The sequence below is a fragment of the Thermotoga sp. RQ2 genome (genome assembly GCF_000019625.1).
Lineage (GTDB): Bacteria > Thermotogota > Thermotogae > Thermotogales > Thermotogaceae > Thermotoga > Thermotoga maritima.
Genome location: NC_010483.1, coordinates 681,028 through 696,708, shown reverse-complemented (window position 1 = coordinate 696,708; position 15,681 = coordinate 681,028). Strand labels below are relative to the sequence as shown.

Annotated in this window: 12 protein-coding genes; 9 read left to right on the top strand and 3 right to left on the bottom strand. The window is 46.4% G+C overall.

The window, feature by feature from the left end; genetic code table 11:
* Nucleotides 1-30: 30 nt before the first annotated feature.
* The 5 genes from TRQ2_RS03460 to TRQ2_RS03440 all read left to right on the top strand — a co-directional run bounded on the left by TRQ2_RS03460 (nt 31) and on the right by TRQ2_RS03440 (nt 7,269).
* On the top strand, nt 31-1,263 hold the full coding sequence (locus tag TRQ2_RS03460) for a hypothetical protein (RefSeq protein ID WP_012310678.1): 1,233 nt from the start codon (nt 31-33) through the stop codon (nt 1,261-1,263).
* A 74-nt stretch (nt 1,264-1,337) separates the two neighbouring features.
* Nucleotides 1,338-3,983: a pyruvate, phosphate dikinase gene (gene ppdK / locus TRQ2_RS03455; protein WP_012310677.1), complete on the top strand. Its 2,646-nt coding sequence runs from the start codon at nt 1,338-1,340 to the stop codon at nt 3,981-3,983.
* 47 nt (nt 3,984-4,030) lie between these two features.
* The gene (fba, locus tag TRQ2_RS03450) at nt 4,031-4,972 is read left to right on the top strand and encodes a class II fructose-1,6-bisphosphate aldolase (RefSeq protein WP_012310676.1); all 942 of its coding nucleotides are present in this window, start codon (nt 4,031-4,033) and stop codon (nt 4,970-4,972) included.
* A 12-nt stretch (nt 4,973-4,984) separates the two neighbouring features.
* A complete protein-coding gene (gene ackA / locus TRQ2_RS03445) occupies nt 4,985-6,196 on the top strand; it encodes an acetate kinase (protein WP_012310675.1) in 1,212 nt (403 codons plus the stop codon).
* Between the two features lie 17 nt (nt 6,197-6,213).
* A complete protein-coding gene (locus tag TRQ2_RS03440; protein ID WP_012310674.1) occupies nt 6,214-7,269 on the top strand; it encodes a GntR family transcriptional regulator in 1,056 nt (351 codons plus the stop codon).
* Nucleotides 7,270-7,287: 18 nt separating this feature from the next.
* On the opposite strand, the gene araA is transcribed toward TRQ2_RS03440, so the two are convergent.
* Nucleotides 7,288-8,778, bottom strand: a complete 1,491-nt coding sequence (gene araA / locus TRQ2_RS03435; protein WP_012310673.1) for an L-arabinose isomerase — start codon at nt 8,776-8,778, stop codon at nt 7,288-7,290.
* A 192-nt stretch (nt 8,779-8,970) separates the two neighbouring features.
* Between araA and TRQ2_RS03430 the strand changes: the two genes are divergently transcribed.
* The 4 genes from TRQ2_RS03430 to TRQ2_RS03415 all read left to right on the top strand — a co-directional run bounded on the left by TRQ2_RS03430 (nt 8,971) and on the right by TRQ2_RS03415 (nt 14,117).
* Nucleotides 8,971-10,281 carry a sugar ABC transporter substrate-binding protein gene (locus tag TRQ2_RS03430; RefSeq protein WP_012310672.1) on the top strand — a complete coding sequence of 437 codons (1,311 nt, stop codon included), beginning with the start codon at nt 8,971-8,973 and terminating at the stop codon, nt 10,279-10,281.
* Nucleotides 10,282-10,343: 62 nt separating this feature from the next.
* Nucleotides 10,344-11,201, top strand: coding sequence for a carbohydrate ABC transporter permease (locus TRQ2_RS03425; protein WP_238514478.1), 858 nt, complete (start codon nt 10,344-10,346; stop codon nt 11,199-11,201).
* A complete protein-coding gene (locus TRQ2_RS03420; RefSeq protein ID WP_012310670.1) occupies nt 11,201-12,052 on the top strand; it encodes a carbohydrate ABC transporter permease in 852 nt (283 codons plus the stop codon). The genes TRQ2_RS03425 and TRQ2_RS03420 overlap by 1 nt, the downstream gene beginning before the upstream one ends.
* 202 nt (nt 12,053-12,254) lie before the next feature.
* On the top strand, nt 12,255-14,117 hold the full coding sequence (locus TRQ2_RS03415; protein ID WP_012310669.1) for a glycoside hydrolase family 127 protein: 1,863 nt from the start codon (nt 12,255-12,257) through the stop codon (nt 14,115-14,117).
* Nucleotides 14,118-14,142: 25 nt separating this feature from the next.
* Here the strand turns inward: TRQ2_RS03415 and TRQ2_RS03410 are convergent, their stop codons facing one another.
* On the bottom strand, nt 14,143-14,886 hold the full coding sequence (locus tag TRQ2_RS03410; protein WP_012310668.1) for a LamG domain-containing protein: 744 nt from the start codon (nt 14,884-14,886) through the stop codon (nt 14,143-14,145).
* A 5-nt stretch (nt 14,887-14,891) separates the two neighbouring features.
* The gene (locus tag TRQ2_RS03405; RefSeq protein WP_012310667.1) at nt 14,892-15,668 is read right to left on the bottom strand and encodes a LamG domain-containing protein; all 777 of its coding nucleotides are present in this window, start codon (nt 15,666-15,668) and stop codon (nt 14,892-14,894) included.
* Nucleotides 15,669-15,681: the final 13 nt, after the last annotated feature.

Below are 15,681 nucleotides of genomic sequence, written 5' to 3'. Positions count from 1 at the left end.
TGGTGAAGAAAAAAGAAGGAGGTTCTGAACATGAAGAAAGGGATAATTTTTATCCTGCTGATTCTCACGGCCCTCTCTTTTTCACAAATATTAAACTATGTACCGGAGAATTTCAAGGTGATTCGATATGTGAAGGATTTATCAGAGTTCTACTCCGAGATCAAAAGCCTTCCTACCGGCCGTTTCCTGACAGAGAGCCTCGGTCTTGAGATGATGATACAAGGTGTTCTGGAGTCCCAGCTTCTCAGCAGGGATATAGAGCCTTCCGACTTCTACGATCTCCTCTCTCACGAATTTCTCTTTGTACAGCTCGACAGCGAAGACACTTGCTTCGTTCTGGGACCTTCTGAAAAGGCAAAGAAACTGAAAGACAGCATAAAGTCTCTTGTGGTTGATCTGCTGGGAACGGAAGATGTGGTCGTTGTTGAAAAAGATGGGTATCTCTTCTTAGGAACAGCTAAAGCAGTGAACGCTTCTTTGAAAGGTGGAGGGAAGATTCCCGACACTCTGAAGACCGCAGATTTCTTTGGCTACGGTTTACTGCAAGGTGAGAAGTATTCCTTCACCGTTGTGAGTACAAAAGAATCCGCGGGTGATCATCTCTCGATAAAGGTGGAAATCGCTCCAGCGGATGATACTTCCAGAAACTTCCTCGAAAAAGTAGGACAGCCAAGGAAAGTCCCATCTGATTACTACACGTTCGGAGAATTGACGGTGATTTTCAACACGGAGAATTACGATGGACTGTTGGATGTTCTCTCCAGCGCTGGATTTTCTATAGAAAGCGAGAATCTACCTGTTCAACTTCCCGAATCGGACATTGAGAAAGTTGTCAAAAATCTCTTTGAAGAACTCGAACCTCCAATGTTCTTGAGTGCGAATGTATCTTCAGCGGTTATGGACCTGATAGCCGGATCCACTCCCACCAATCTCGAAGTTGTTGCAAAAGCCAGGCTGAAAACCCCTGATGCAGTGGAAAACGCTTTAAAAACCGCGGGAGTTCAGTACAGGAAGGAAGGCAGGTGTTTTGTTCTGGAAAATGGATTATCGATTTGCACAGAGGGAGACACAGTCGTTCTGAAAAGCGAGCAATTTTCTCCCAGAGATCTCGATATCACGCCTGCAAAGAACGACGTTTTCTTCCTCTTTCTCGATATGAAAGCTGTCATGGAATCGCTTGTGGGAGAGGGTGAGGAGGCTTACATCTTTGCGAGGGGCTTCTACAAAGATGGGAAGATGGTTTTCTATGTTAACGTGAAATGATACCGAAGTTAATCGTGCGGTTTTGATTTTATAATAAATTCTTGGATACGAAAGGAAAAGGAGGGAGTCAGAAGATGGCAAAGAAATACGTGTATTTCTTCGCAAACGGTAAGGCAGAAGGCCGAGCGGACATGAAAGATATCCTCGGTGGAAAAGGTGCCAACCTCGCAGAGATGACCAACCTTGGAATTCCTGTTCCTCCCGGATTCACCATTTCTGCGGAAGTTTGTAAGTACTACTACGACCACGGAAGAACTTATCCAGAAGAACTGAAAGAACAGGTTGAAGAGGCAATGAAGAGACTCGAGGAGGTTACTGGAAAAAAGTTCGGTGACCCCAACAATCCACTCCTTGTTTCCGTCAGATCTGGTGCAGCCATTTCAATGCCTGGAATGATGGACACCGTTCTCAATCTTGGTCTCAACGATGAGACAGTGAAAGGATTAGCAAAACTGACGAACAACGAAAGGTTTGCCTACGACGCTTACAGAAGATTCCTTCAGATGTTCGGTGATGTGGTTCTGAAGATACCTCACGAGAAATTCGAAAAGGCACTCGAAGAACTCAAGAAGGAAAAAGGTGTGAAGCTCGACACCGAACTGGATGCAGAAGACCTCAAAAAACTCGTTGAAAGATACAAACAGATCTACAAGGAAGAAGGAAAAGAATTTCCGCAGGATCCCTGGAAACAGCTCTGGCTTGCGATCGATGCGGTGTTCGGTAGCTGGATGAACGAGAGAGCTATCAAGTACAGGCAGATTCACGGAATCAAGGAAGGAGATCTCCTCGGTACGGCCGTGAACATCGTCGCGATGGTGTTTGGAAACATGGGAGAAGACTCCGGAACGGGTGTCGCCTTCACAAGAGACCCGAACACTGGAGAGAAGAAACCTTACGGAGAGTTCCTGCCCAATGCTCAGGGTGAGGACGTTGTTGCAGGTATCAGAACTCCTCTCAAACTTGAAGAGTTGAAAAACAGAATGCCAGAGGTCTACAATCAGCTCCTTGAAATAATGGACAAACTGGAAAAACACTACAGAGATATGCAGGACATCGAGTTCACCGTTGAGAGAGGAAAGCTCTACATCTTGCAGACAAGAAATGGAAAGAGAACCTCTCAGGCAGCTATCAGGATCGCCGTTGACATGGTCCACGAAGGACTCATCACCAAAGAGGAAGCTATTCTCAGAGTGAGACCTGAAGACGTCGAACAGGTGCTTCATCCCGTGTTCGATCCAAAAGAAAAGGCCCAGGCAAAAGTCATCGCGAAAGGGCTTCCTGCATCTCCAGGTGCCGCAACGGGTAAGGTCGTCTTCAACGCGAAGAAAGCTGAGGAGCTCGGCAAAGCAGGTGAACAGGTCATTCTTGTGAGACCTGAAACCAGCCCCGAAGACGTTGGAGGAATGGCCGCTGCGCAGGGAATTTTGACCTCCAGAGGGGGAATGACCTCTCACGCTGCCGTTGTCGCAAGAGGAATGGGTAAGCCAGCAGTCGTCGGAGCAGAATCCATAGAAGTCCATCCTGAGGAAGGCTACTTCAAAGTGGGAGACGTCGTTGTAAAAGAAGGAGAATGGATCTCCATCGATGGGACTACCGGTGAGGTCCTCCTTGGAAAAGTAACAACAATAAAACCACAGGGTCTTGAAGGACCAGTCGCAGAACTTCTGCAGTGGGCCGATGAGATCAGAAGACTCGGTGTGAGAACCAACGCAGACATACCGAGAGACGCGGAAATTGCGAGAAAATTCGGTGCTGAAGGAATTGGGCTCTGCAGAACAGAACACATGTTCTTCGAAAAGGATAGAATACCCAAGGTTAGAAGGATGATCCTCGCAAAGACAAAAGAAGAAAGAGAAAAGGCTCTGGATGAACTTCTGCCACTTCAGAAAGAGGACTTCAAGGGATTATTCAGAGTGATGAAAGGACTTCCTGTCACCATAAGGCTCATAGATCCTCCTCTCCATGAATTCCTGCCGCAAGAAGATGAACAGATCAAGGAAGTTGCCGAACAGATGGGAGTCTCCTTTGAGGAACTCAAGAACGTCGTGGAGAATCTCAGAGAACTCAACCCGATGCTCGGACACAGAGGTTGTAGGCTCACCATCACCTATCCTGAGATCGCTGTGATGCAGACCAAAGCAATAATTGGAGCGGCCATCGAACTCAAGAAAGAGGAAGGAATAGATGTGATACCTGAAATCATGATTCCTCTTGTGGGACACGTTAACGAACTCAGGTACCTGAAGAAGATCATCAAGGAAACGGCCGACGCTCTCATAAAAGAAGCTGGTGTCGAGCTCACTTACAAGATCGGAACCATGATCGAAGTTCCAAGGGCTGCTGTCACCGCCCATCAGATAGCGGAAGAAGCTGAATTCTTCAGCTTCGGTACCAACGACCTCACACAGATGACCTTCGGATTCAGCCGAGACGACGTTGGAAAGTTCCTGCCTGAGTACCTTGAAAAGGGCATCCTCGAACACGATCCGTTCAAGACGCTGGACTACGACGGTGTTGGAGAACTGGTGAGGATGGGTAAAGAGAAAGGAAGAAGCACAAGGCCCGATCTCAAAGTTGGCGTCTGTGGAGAACACGGTGGAGATCCGAGATCCATACTGTTCTTCGACAAGATCGGACTCGACTACGTTTCCTGTTCGCCGTACAGAGTACCCGTTGCCAGACTTGCAGCAGCTCAGGCAGCTCTCAAAAACAAGAAATAATTGAAGGCCGGGCTTGTCCCGGCCTTTACATTGAAGGAGGTGTGACAATGCCTTATGTAAAGAGCACAAAAGAAATTCTGGAAAAAGCCAGCAAAGAGAGATACGCTGTTGGTGCGTTCAATTTCAACAACATGGAATTCCTTCAGGCGATTCTTGAAGCCGCTGAGGAAGAAAAAGCACCGGTCATCGTCGCCACATCGGAAGGGGCAATAAAGTACATAGGAAAAGGCGATATAGAAACAGGAGCAAAACTTGCCGTTGAAATGGTGAGAACTTACGCTGAGAAACTTTCGGTTCCTGTCGCACTCCACCTGGACCACGGAAGGGACTTTAAAATCATCATGGCCGCCATAAAAGCGGGTTACTCTTCGGTGATGATCGACGCTTCACATCTTCCCTTCGAGGAAAACCTCAGAGAGACGAAGAGAATCGTGGAGATAGCTCACGCGGTTGGTATAAGTGTAGAAGCGGAACTCGGAAAACTCAAGGGAATAGAGGACAATGTGGTGGAAAAAGAGTCCGTGCTCGTAGATCCAGAGGAAGCAAAGGTATTTGTGAAGGAAACAGAAGTGGATTTCTTAGCTCCAGCCATTGGAACCAGTCATGGTGCGTTCAAGTTCAAAGGGGAAGCACAGCTCGACTTTGAACGACTGAAGAAAGTGAAAGAATACACCCAGATACCGCTCGTTCTTCACGGAGCTTCCATGGTACCGCAGGATATTGTGAAACTGGCGAACGAATACGGTGCCGAGCTTTCCGGTGCGAAAGGCGTTCCGGAAGACATGCTGAAGAAAGCTATAGAACTTGGTATCAACAAGATAAACACAGACACCGATCTGAGAATCACCTTCGTCGCGTATCTCAGGAAGGTTCTCTCAGAAGACAAGTCTCAGATAGATCCCAGAAAAATCTTCAAACCTGTCTTCGAACAGGTGAAAGAAATCGTCAAGGAGAGAATCAGAATATTCGGATCTAGCGGAAAGGCGTGAGGTGAAAATAGGATGAGAGTACTGGTGATAAACTCGGGAAGTTCCTCAATAAAGTACCAGCTCATCGAGATGGACGGTGAGAAAGTTCTTTGTAAGGGTATCGCAGAAAGAATCGGCATTGAAGGCAGCAGGCTCGTTCACAGAGTGAACGACGAAAAGTATGTGATAGAAAGAGAACTTCCGGATCACGAGGAAGCATTGAAACTCATATTGAACACATTGGTCGATGAAAAACTTGGAGTCATAAAAGATCTAAAGGAGATCGATGCCGTTGGTCACAGGGTGGTTCACGGTGGTGAAAGATTCAAAGAATCGGTGCTTGTGGACGAGGAAGTGCTCAAAGCGATCGAAGAGGTTTCACCTCTTGCACCGCTTCACAACCCTGCGAATCTCATGGGAATAAAAGCTGCCATGAAGCTCCTTCCAGGAGTACCAAATGTGGTTGTTTTCGACACAGCTTTCCACCAGACGATTCCTCAGAAAGCATATCTTTACGCTATACCGTACGAATACTACGAGAAGCACAGAATCAGACGCTACGGTTTTCACGGTACAAGTCACAGGTACGTTTCGAAAAGAGCGGCGGAGATCCTTGGTAAAAAGCTGGAAGAACTCAAGATCATCACCTGTCACATAGGAAACGGAGCTTCAGTAGCCGCTGTGAAATATGGAAAGTGCGTCGATACCTCCATGGGATTCACACCGCTTGAAGGACTCGTTATGGGTACAAGGTCCGGTGATTTGGATCCGGCAATTCCCTTCTTCATCATGGAAAAAGAAGGTATATCCCCCCAGGAGATGTACGATATACTTAACAAAAAGAGTGGTGTCTACGGACTTTCAAAGGGCTTCAGCTCCGACATGAGGGACATCGAAGAGGCTGCCTTGAAAGGAGACGAATGGTGCAAGCTCATCCTCGACATCTACCACTACAGGATCGCCAAATACATAGGCGCGTACGCTGCTGCGATGAACGGTGTTGATGCCATAGTCTTCACAGCCGGTGTTGGAGAAAACTCTCCAATCACAAGGGAAGATGTGTGTTCTTACCTGGAATTTCTCGGAGTGAAGCTTGACAAACAGAAGAACGAAGAAACAATAAGAGGAAAGGAAGGCATAATCTCCACTCTCGATTCCCGTGTGAAAGTACTGGTTGTTCCAACAAACGAGGAGCTCATGATAGCGAGGGATACGAAAGAAATAGTCGAGAAGATTGGCAGGTAAAGGAGAGGTGATTTGCAATCCTTCCAAAATACAGAATAATTGAAAAATTTCTGATCGATGAAATAAAATCTGGAAAGTACAAACACGGAGACAAACTCCCCACCGAGAAAGAGTTAATGGAAAGATTCAACGCCAGTCGGGAAACGGTGAGAAAGGCCCTTGAAAGACTGGTAGTTAAAAACCTGGTCATCAGAAAGCCAGGACTTGGAACGTTTGTGAACATAGAAAAGAAAAACAAGGTCGTTGGCATTCTTGTCCAGCAGATCACAAGTTACATATTTCCATATATAGCACTCGGCGCCGAAGAGGTTCTGTTTGCAAACGGGTACAAGATGCTTCTTGGAAACGCTTCTGAGGACCCCCACAAGGAGAAACAGATCATAAACGAATGGCTGGAAGTTGGTGTGGATGGTCTAATAATAGACCCTGTCTACAGTGCCACCAAACGTTCCAACAGAGATTTGATAGAAGACATGGCAAAAAAAGGCACGAAGGTAGTTCTGGTACACACCAACTGGGACATAGAAGGTGTGGGAAGTGTTGTTCTCGACGACTGGTACGGAGGAGAAAAAGCAGCGGAAATATTTTATCAGTATGGACACAGGAATGTGGCTGTATTGTATAAAACGATACACCTTCCCAGTGTTGTGAGAGCCCAGGCTTTTCTGAAACGAGGAAGAGAACTCGGTTTCGAGAAAGTCCACGAGAAATCTTTTCATGTTTCGGAGTTCACCGGTATTGTTATGCAGAGTGCTTTTGAGCTTCTATCTTTACCGAAGGATCAGCGTCCAACTGCGGTTTTCTGCTACAATGATGCAACGGCTCTTCAGTTTTTCCTTGCAGCAAAGAGAATGGGTCTGAAGATACCAGAGGACGTTTCAGTTATAGGTTTCGACGATGCTCCCATAGGTGATTTCAGAGAGATTCTGACCACCTTCGAACATCCCAAGGAAGAAGTTGGAAAGAAAGCAGTCGAGATCCTTTTGAAGATGATCGATGGAGAAAAACCTGAGAAATATGTTTTCAAACCAAAACTCATTATGAGAGAGTCGGTGACGTATCCAAAAAAATGAGGGGCTTTCGCCCCTCTTTCATCTTTTCAAAAGCCCCCAGTAGAGTTCGTTCCATCTCAGTTCTTTTTTGAAGTCCTCGAGATCCAAATTCTCATCGATGACGACGTATTCGATTTCCAATGCCTCCGCCCAGTCGATGAGGTATTCTATGTCAATGGCTGTTGAGAAGGCAGTGTGGTGTGATCCTCCAGCGAGTATCCATGCAGTAGTTGCCCTCTTGAAATCAGGCATCGGTTTCCAGAGGACCCTGGCTGTTGGGAGTTTTGGCATCTTCCTCTCTATGGGAACGGATAAAACCTTGTTCACAACCAGTCTGAACCTGTTACCCATGTCAACGATCGATGCGTTAACGGCTGGTCCTTCCTGACCGTCGAAGACAAGACGGGCAGGATCTGCTTTCCCGCCGATGCTGAGAGGGTGAACCTCTATTCGTGGTTTTTCCTTTGCTATCGTTGGACATACCTCGAGCATGTGAGCCCCTAAAACGAGTTCGTTCCCGGGAGTGAGGTGGTAAGTGTAGTCTTCCATAAAGGAAGTTCCGCCGGGAAGACCCGTTCCCATTACCTTGATGGCCCTAACCAATCCCGCTGCTTTCCAGTCACCTTCTGCACCAAAACCGTATCCTTCCTCCATGAGTCTCTGGACCGCGAGCCCGGGAAGCTGTGGAAGATCGTGCAGGTCCTCGAACGTGGTGGTGAAGGCAATAGCGTTCTTTTCTTTCAAAAATTCTCTCAGTGCAATTTCTATCTTCGCCTGCTCTCTTATTGCCTTGAGACTGTATTCATCCTCTGGCATGATGTATTTTTCTCTGTATTCTGTGAGAAGTTCCTCTACTTCGCGCTCTGGAACAGCTTTCACTCTCTCTGCAAGTTCTCCAACTCCCCAAGTGTTTATGGACCAGCCGAGTTTTATCTGTGCTTCTACCTTGTCGCCTTCGGTGCTGGCGACTTCTCTCATGTTGTCACCGAACCTGACTATCTGTCCCATTCTTCCATCCTGTATCGCACAGGCCACTCTCATCCACTTTGCGATCTTTTCTCTGACTTCTTTCTCTTCCCAGTGTCCCACCACAACTTTCCTTGGAAGTCTCATCCTTGCATGTATGAACCCATGCTCTCTGTCTCCGTGTGCAGACTGGTTCAGGTTCATGTAATCCATATCGATCGTATCCCATGGAATCTCTCTGTTGTACTGCGTGTGAAGGTGAAGCAGGGGTTTTTTGTTTATAGAGAGTCCCCGTATCCACATCTTCGATGGGGAAAAAGTGTGCATCCAAACGATAACCCCTGCACATTTTGGGTCTGCGTTTGCTTTCTCAAAGATTTCCGTGATTTCAGAAGAACTCTTCAAAACCGGCTTCAGAACGATCTTTGAAGGGAAGATGGGGTCATCGTTCAGTGAATCCACGATCTTACTTGCCTGTTGTTCCACCTTTTTCAGGGTTTCCAGACCGTAAAGATACTGACTTCCAACGAGAAACCAGAACTCGTACTGCTTGAGATCTATCATTCTCCGACCTCCTTTCTCATGGTTTCATCCTTTTAGTATAACATAAAAGTACGTACCTTTATACGTATCATGTCCGTTTCTGCGGAGATTTATGTTAACTAATTGACTATAAGATAATTCTTTGTTGACAGATATGATATACTACCATCGGTACGTACCGTTATCCACTATTTTTAGGCAGGGGGGATTTGTATGAAGAGATTTTTACTGTTGATCTTTCTCATCATCACCTCGTTGATCTTCTCGGTTAAAATCTCCGTTCTCTGTTCTCCAGACAACGCGGACGCCCTGAAGTGGCTTGCCCAGGAGTTCATGAAACAGAATCCCGAAATTCAGGTTGAGATCGTACCTCTTTCGTGGGAAGTGTTGTATCCAAAACTACTGCAGGATCTCAGATCTCAGGCTGGATCGTTCGATGCTTTCACTTACGATGTGATGACCACTGGAGCCGTCTCTTTCGGACTGGTTGACCTTGGAGAGTTCATGAAACAACATCCAGAACTTGTTCCAGAAGATTATGATTTGAACGATTTTATCCCACAGGTTCTGGAAGAATCTGGAAAGTGGCAGGGAAAACTCGTCGGGCTTCCGTTCTACAACAACACAATGCTCTTCTATTACAGAAAAGATCTCTTTGAAGATCCAAAGATAAAACAAGCGTTCAAGGAAAAATACGGTAGAGAACTCACCCTCCCGACCACCTGGGAAGAAGTTGTAGAAATAGCGGAATTCTTCACCAAAAAATACAACAAGAGCTCTCCAACAGACTACGGAATCGCCCTCATGTTCCCGAGAACCCACACACTCTTCTACATGTATCTGCTGTTTTTCGGTGAGTACAGGAACGCACCACTCGGTATCATGAGGCACGGAACTGCGGATCTTGAATTCGGTGAATACTTCACAGCGGATCACAAACCGGCCTTCAACAGTGAAGAGGGATTGAAAGCGCTCGAAATGATGAAAAAACTCATGCCTTACAGTCCAGATCCGCTCGGCTCTGATTACGGTGAAACGATTGAGTACTTCAACCAGGGACTCGTTGCTATGGTACCTCAATGGACGGGGCCGTATCTGATCTTCAAGAGCACACTCGGTGAAGATAAAGTCGGGATCATTCCCATGCCGGGTCGATCTGTGAGTGGTCAATGGGCACTCGGCATCAACAAATTCATACCCGAGGACAAGAAACTCGCTGCGTTCAAATTCATCATTTTCGCCACCAGCAAATGGGCTGACAAGAACAAGTTCCTGAGATTCGCCGTCGCTCCTGCCAGAATCTCAACACTCCAGGATCCCGAGGTGAGGGCCGCTGACCCGAGAGTTCCCGCCCTCGAGGTAACATACGTTTCTCAGACCCACAGGCCAAGGATTCCAGAGGAACCGAGACTCGAAGACATCACCGTTGAGACCTTCTCCAAGATCCTCTCTGGAGAACTCCCGCTCTCCATGGAAACGCTGAACGATCTTGCAAAAAAATGGGAAGAGATTCTTGGAAAATAAGGAGGTGAAGAGGGGGCGCTCTGCCCCCTTTTGCCATGAGAAAAAGAATTGTTCCCTGGTTGATGGTTCTTCCCGTTCTCGCTCTTTTCCTTGCAATGACAATCTATCCCTTTGGTTTCATGATCTGGGCTTCTTTCAGAGATTACGATCTTTCAAAGAGTGCGGAGACTCACTTCATAGGTCTCTTGAATTACTTTCAAATTTTTAGAGATTCGACTGCTATCGAATCCATGAAATTCACCGCAAAGCTCCTCTCGATAGCAGTTCCCGTAGAACTTGTTCTCGGTGTTCTCATCGCTTTTCTGATAAGGGGCGTCAAGGGAGAAAAGATAATCAGGTCTTCCCTTCTCATTCCCATGATGATTCCACCGGCGGTTTCCGGTGTTGCCTGGAAGATGTTGTACAACTTTGCCTTTGGACCGGTGAACTGGTTCCTGTCACTCTTCGGTGTTCCCAAAATTTCGTGGCTTGGAGATCCATTCTATGCACAACTGGGGATCATTATCATAGACGTCTGGCAGTGGACCCCTTTCATTTTTCTCATGATATACGCAGGTCTTCAGTCGATACCTCAGGATCTCATAGACGCGGCCCGGGTGGATGGAGCCGATTGGGGAAGAGTCTTTTTGCACGTGGAGTTTCCTCTTCTAAGACCTTTGATCCTGGTCGCTCTTGTTTTGAGAATCATAGACTGTCTGAAGACCTTTGATATTGTCTTCATGACAACCTGGGGTGGTCCAGGATCTGCGACCCACACTTACAGTTTCTACATCTACAAGGTAGGTATTTCTTTTGGGTGGAACATCGGTTACGCCTCTGCGTTGAGTGTTTTGCTATTGATTGTGGCGATAGTCCTTGTGAATGCAGTGTTCAGGCTTGTGAGAATGAGACAACAACTGGGGTTTGGGGGTGAAGAGTGATGAAAAAAATCCTGACAATTGTGAGATACATCCTGATCGCCGTTTGTTTGATATTTTTCCTTTTTCCCGTTTACTGGCTTGTGATCACGGCCTTTAAGCCTTCAGACGAGTGGTTCACCATGCCTCCTAGATTCTTTCCGACAAAGCCCACGCTTGCTAATTTCTTTGGAGCAAAAGAGACAGAAGTTTTCGGTGGAACAACTGGTTCTATTGAGAACATCTTTCCGTACTTGAGAAACAGTATCGTGGTTGGTGTATCTGTAGCACTTATAGGAACGGTAATCAGTGCCCTCGCTGCCTATGCTATTGCCCGATACAAGGTAGGAGGTCCATTCCTGGCAGAGTGGATCATCTCCATCAGAATGCTCCCACCTATTGTGTCAGCCGTTCCCCTGTACGTGATATTCACGAAACTGAGACTCATCAACACCTGGTGGGCTCTCATTCTGTCCCATCTTGTCATAGTTGTGCCTCTCGGGGTCTGGCTTCTTATCAGCTTTTTCAGAGAGATTCCAAGAGAGATAGATGAAGCGGCCTATGTAGATGGGGCTACTCCTTTTCAAACGTTCTTCTATGTGGTTCTTCCGCTCAGTGCCCCAGGACTCGCAGCGGTCGCAGTGCTTTCTCTCATTCAAAGCTGGGGAGAGTTCCTTCTGGCCCTTGTTTTAACGAACGATGCACGTGCTCAAACGCTACCCATTTTCCTTGGAAGATACATCACTGGATGGAGGGTTGCATGGGGACCACTTTCCGCGGCCGGTATAGTCACAATGCTTCCCGTTGTGGTCTTTGCTCTTATTGCCCAGAGGTATCTAATCAGAGGACTCACCTTCGGAGCGGTGAAAGGATAGTTTGTGAAAAAAATGAGAAAACATGAGAAAAGAGCTTTTAAACGGAAATATTTGTATCTATTAAGGTATAACATGCAATATTTATCCAGAAATATACTTGATTCATCAAAAGCGTGCAATGTAAAATTCACGTAAAGAATAAAGAATAATGTACGTACCTAAATATATAAAAAAGAACGTATAAAAAGGAGGAATATCGTTTATGTCCAAAATCGTAGAAGTTTCCAAAAGCCCTTATACAAAGTTCAAAACGATACCCGTTGGTTCTGTGAAGTTAAATGGATTCATGGGTAAATACTTTGAAACCCTCGTCAACGTGACTCTTCCCACACAGTACGATCTTTTGGAGAACACAGGAAGGCTCGACAATTTTAGAATCGCCGCTGGCAAGATGGAAGGATCTTACAAAACTCTCTTTCCCTTCGACGACACAGACGTGTACAAATGGGCTGAGGCAGTGTCCTTCGCCTTGGCGAACAGGAAACTTCCGGAGCTGGAGAAGATCCTTGACAGCGTGATAGAAGAGGTGAAAGCTGCTCAGGATGAAGACGGTTACCTTGGAACCTATCTTTCTGGAGAGAGAAAAAAAGAGCGATGGACTAACCTTGCGTGGAATCATGAGTTGTACAACGCAGGTCATTTGATTCAGGCTGCTGTTGCGCACAGAAGGGTGACAGGAAAGAACTCTCTCTTTGAAGTGGCAAAAAGATTCGCAGATCACATTTGTAACACCTTCGGTCCTGGAAAGAAGGAAGGGGCACCGGGACATCCTGAAGTGGAAATGGCACTTGTAGAGCTCTACAGAGAAACAGGAGACAGAAAATATTTGGATCTTGCAAGATACTTCATTTACACACGTGGAAAAGGGCTTGCCAGCGTCCCAAGAAATCCTGGACCAGAGTACTTCATCGACCACAAACCCTTTGTGGAGCTAGAAGAGATCACAGGCCATGCGGTGAGGGCTCTGTATCTTTGCTCTGGTGCTACCGATCTTTATCTTGAAACAGGTGATGAAAAGATCTGGCAGGCTCTCAACAGACTCTGGGAGAATTTCGTAACGAAGAAGATGTACATCACAGGAGGAGCGGGTTCCAGGCACGACTGGGAATCCTTCGGAGAAGAATACGAACTTCCAAACAGAAGATCTTACGCCGAGTCCTGTGCCTCGATAGCGAACTTCATGTGGAACTTCAGGATGCTTCTTGCAACGGGCGATGGGAAATTCGCAGATGTGATGGAACAGGTACTGTACAACGGACTTCTCTCCGGTATATCCCTCGATGGGAAGCACTATTTCTACTTCAACCCGCTGGAGGACTACGGGAGAACAAGAAGACAGAAATGGTTCGACTGTGCGTGCTGCCCACCGAATCTTGCCAGATTCATAGCGTCTTTTCCGGGATACATGTACACCACATCGGACGACGGTGTTCAGGTCCATCTGTACGAGAAAAGTACAGCCAGGCTTGATTTCAAAGGTTCGGTTGTGGAGATAGAACAGGAAACAGACTATCCATGGAGTGGCGAAATAGCTTTCACGATTAAAACGGACATTGAAGAACCATTCTCCATTTATCTCAGGCTTCCTTCCTGGGCAGACGACTTTGTTCTCAGGGTGGGCGGAAAAACGGTGACTGCAAAGCCACAGAACGGCTATGTGAAATTGAGCCAGAACTGGAAAGGAAAACACACAGTGGAACTCTCGCTTCCTATGAAAGCGGAGTTCATCGAAGCACATCCGTTCGTGAGAGATGACCTTGAAAAAGTTGCAGTGAAAAGAGGCCCCGTTGTCTACTGTATAGAACAAGCAGATAACCCAGATTTCCATGTTTGGGCGCTGGTTTTGAACTCAGAGAGCCTGAAGGAAGAAAAAGGAAAGATACTGGACAGGGAAGCTGTTTTCCTCAAAGGAACTGGAAGAGCACTGGACATCTCTGAATGGGAGGGGAAACTGTACAGAAAGCTGTCTGAGGTCAAGGAAAAAACGGTAGAGTTCACTCTCATTCCCTACCATATGTGGGCCAACAGAGAACCGGGTGCAATGGCGGTGTGGTTGAAAAAATAAAAAAGAGCCCCACGAAGGGGCTCTTTTATCTTTTCTGGAAAAGTTCCTTTACCTCTTCAGCTGTCAACGGCCGATCATAGATTCTCAATTCGTCTATCATTCCTTTGAAAGGTGGATCCCAGAAATTTACACCCAGCGCGAATACACCACCAGGCCCCACAGAGAACACATCTGGTACCAGTCCATTGGGATCAGGTTGTCCGTTGATCTGTACTTTCAGAGGCACTTCCTTTCCGTCTATGAACAGGTGTGCTTTTCCTTTGTCTACGATTATTACAACGTGATACCACCTGTCTTTTTCTAGATTGAATGGAGGAATTCCATCGAACCAGATATTTTTCCTGTCATCTCTGGCCCACAGAAGGGTTCCATTGTTCCAGCCATATGGTACAAAGCTCAACCAGTAGAAGTAGTTTTCTTCGTCTACATAGCATCCAAAGAATGTAGTGGTATGTTGTGTGAAATCTTCGATTTTGAGCCAGAAAGAAACAGAATAATCGTAATCGGTTATGAGGTCATCTCCCAAAACAACACCCTTTTTTCCATCGAAGACCAAAGCTTGTCCTACCACTCCTTCATCAAACTTGGGATTTCCAAGTGCCGGAACATTTATCCTATTTCCAACAAGATACCCTTCTTCGAAATTTCCTGTTTTGTCTTCTAAATCTCCATCGAACGGATAATATGCTATCAGTCCTTCATTGATATTCCCTGATACAGCGATCACAAATGAAAGTAATAGGATAGCGATAAAGAAATATTTCCTCATAATGATCACCTCTTTCCATAGAGTACCTCAATCTCGGATTTCGAGAGGGGCCTGTCGTAAATTCTCAGATCATCAACTACTCCCTTGAACGTGGGATCCCACCAGTTTACACCCACTGTGAATATCCCACCGGGTTTCTTCCTAAAGACGTCGGGAACTTTTCCTGTCATATCTTCAACACCGTTTATCTGTATCTTCGAAAGAACATATTTACCGTTCACATAAACTCTTGCTCTTCCGTTGTTTACAACGGCAGCGACATGGTACCAGGTACCGGGTTTGAAAGAAACGTTTAGAATACCATCATACCAGTAGTCACTGAAGGACCATAGAAGGAAAGATCCGCCAGCCACCGCTGAATGGTAAGGAGGGATACTGATCCAGCTGTTCGGATCGTAAGCACCAAAGAACACCGGTGTGAACGGGGTAATATCTCCTTCCCATTTCATCCAGAACGAGACGGTGTAGTCGTAGTCTTTTATGAGATCATCCGGAAGCTGTATACCCTTCGTACCATCGAGATAGACTGCTTGTCCAGAAACACCTTCCACGAATTCTACCGTTCCATCCGCTGTTTCTTTTTCTATTTTGTCTCCTATTACCTTGCCCGATCCGAACTTTCCTGTCTTGTCAGCAAGATCGCCGTCAAAAGGGAACCACGCTGTGAGTGCTTCGTCTCTGTCTGGATCAAACGATTCCGCTGATTCCGCTCTAAAACACTGGGCTGCGAGGGTCAACAGAACAATGGAGGCTACAAGAATCACCAGCAGTGATTTCTTCATCTGACCACCTCCT

What these genes read in the sequence shown, in the direction of transcription:
- TRQ2_RS03460 (WP_012310678.1), top strand. Translation starts at nt 31, where the DNA reads ATGAAGAAAGGGATAATTTTTATCCTGCTGATTCTCACGGCCCTCTCT.
- ppdK (WP_012310677.1), top strand. Translation starts at nt 1,338, where the DNA reads ATGGCAAAGAAATACGTGTATTTCTTCGCAAACGGTAAGGCAGAAGGC.
- fba (WP_012310676.1), top strand. Translation starts at nt 4,031, where the DNA reads ATGCCTTATGTAAAGAGCACAAAAGAAATTCTGGAAAAAGCCAGCAAA.
- ackA (WP_012310675.1), top strand. Translation starts at nt 4,985, where the DNA reads ATGAGAGTACTGGTGATAAACTCGGGAAGTTCCTCAATAAAGTACCAG.
- araA (WP_012310673.1), bottom strand. Translation starts at nt 8,778, where the DNA reads ATGATAGATCTCAAGCAGTACGAGTTCTGGTTTCTCGTTGGAAGTCAG.
- TRQ2_RS03430 (WP_012310672.1), top strand. Translation starts at nt 8,971, where the DNA reads ATGAAGAGATTTTTACTGTTGATCTTTCTCATCATCACCTCGTTGATC.
- TRQ2_RS03425 (WP_238514478.1), top strand. Translation starts at nt 10,344, where the DNA reads ATGGTTCTTCCCGTTCTCGCTCTTTTCCTTGCAATGACAATCTATCCC.
- TRQ2_RS03420 (WP_012310670.1), top strand. Translation starts at nt 11,201, where the DNA reads ATGAAAAAAATCCTGACAATTGTGAGATACATCCTGATCGCCGTTTGT.
- TRQ2_RS03415 (WP_012310669.1), top strand. Translation starts at nt 12,255, where the DNA reads ATGTCCAAAATCGTAGAAGTTTCCAAAAGCCCTTATACAAAGTTCAAA.
- TRQ2_RS03410 (WP_012310668.1), bottom strand. Translation starts at nt 14,886, where the DNA reads ATGAGGAAATATTTCTTTATCGCTATCCTATTACTTTCATTTGTGATC.
- TRQ2_RS03405 (WP_012310667.1), bottom strand. Translation starts at nt 15,668, where the DNA reads ATGAAGAAATCACTGCTGGTGATTCTTGTAGCCTCCATTGTTCTGTTG.